Genomic DNA, 569 nt, shown 5'->3' with positions numbered 1-569 from the left:
TAAGCAGGAAAGTCTCGAAGCCCTGGACGCTGGTATTGGCTCCAAGCTGCACTGCCGCCAGGGCTTGATCTGCCAGCGTGAACGACACCGCCATCGTGAAGGACGACAGGTCGAGATGCAGAACGTCAGTCCCGGTACCACCGACCATCGTGGCGCCTGCAGCACCGGAGATCCAGTCGTTGTCCGAGCCGCCGTCAAGGTCGCTACCGGTACCACCAGTGAGGCTATCATCCCCTGCCCCGCCTTTCAGCGTGGCGACTGCACGAATGCCAAAGCCGAACAACTGATCGTTCCCGGAACCGCCGGTTACCGTCATCGTTGTCAGGGGAAAATTGGACAACTCAAGAAAGAGGCCGCCGCCTGTGGTATAAATCTGATTGTTGATGACGTTTAAATCTTCCGACGACGCTGAGAAATCGACATTCAGGACATCGGCGCCATAGACGTTAGCCTGGCCCTTTGTCGTGCCCGAGACAAAGACCGTATCGCTCCCTGTGCCCAGGTCAAAAATGCTCTTGTATAAGTAGGCAGAAGCCTCCAGCGTGAAGCCGCGCATGTCGAGCGTGTCG

General features: G+C 57.5%; 1 pseudogene. It reads right to left on the bottom strand.

Going from position 1 to position 569, the window contains the following annotated elements:
• A pseudogene (locus AC1D17_RS29250) lies at positions 1-569 on the bottom strand (hypothetical protein); the annotation flags it as partial.

This window comes from Pararhizobium sp. P1_E7 (genome assembly GCF_056405855.1).
This window is presented reverse-complemented; position numbering and strand designations above follow the sequence as displayed.